This is a genomic window from Ideonella sp. P3_A4 (assembly GCF_056403075.1).
Genome location: NZ_JBFUGE010001303.1, coordinates 1 through 690, shown reverse-complemented (window position 1 = coordinate 690; position 690 = coordinate 1). Strand labels below are relative to the sequence as shown.

Genomic DNA, 690 nt, shown 5'->3' with positions numbered 1-690 from the left:
AGCAAGGACGGTGTGACGGTCAAGTACACCGACGCGAAGGGCGCGGAGCAGACCTATGCCTGCGACCGCCTGATCGTCTCGATCGGCCGTGTCGCCAACACCATTGGCCTGAACGGCGAAGCGGTGGGCCTGAAGCTGGACGAGCGCGGCGCGATCGTTGTCGACGCCGAGTGCAAGACCAACCTGCCGGGCGTCTGGGCGGTGGGCGACGTGGTGCGCGGCCCGATGCTCGCGCACAAGGCGGAAGAAGAGGGCGTGGCGGTAGCCGAGCGCATTGCCGGCCAGCATGGGCACGTCAACTTCAACACCATCCCCTGGGTCATCTACACCAGCCCCGAGATCGCCTGGGTCGGCCAGACCGAACAGCAGCTCAAGGCTGAAGGCCGCGCATACAAGACGGGCCAGTTCCCGTTCCTGGCCAACGGCCGCGCACGAGCGCTGGGTGACACGACCGGCTTCGTCAAGATGATTGCCGACGCGAAGACCGACGAGATCCTCGGCGTGCACATCATCGGGCCGTACGCGTCGGAGCTGATCTCCGAAGCGGTGGTGGCGATGGAGTTCAAGGCGTCGTCGGAAGACATCGCCCGCATCTGCCACGCGCACCCGTCGCTGTCTGAAGCGACGAAGGAAGCGGCGTTGGCCGTGGACAAGCGCACGTTGAACTTCTGAGCTGAAGCGATCTGAACA

1 protein-coding gene is annotated in these 690 nt (G+C 65.2%); it reads left to right on the top strand.

All coding sequences use genetic code 11. From position 1 onward, the window contains the following. Positions 1–672, top strand: a 672-nt coding sequence (locus tag AC1DYI_RS37690; RefSeq protein WP_477209157.1) for an FAD-dependent oxidoreductase, incomplete at its 5' end; no start/stop codon positions are given. Positions 673–690 lie beyond the last annotated feature (18 nt).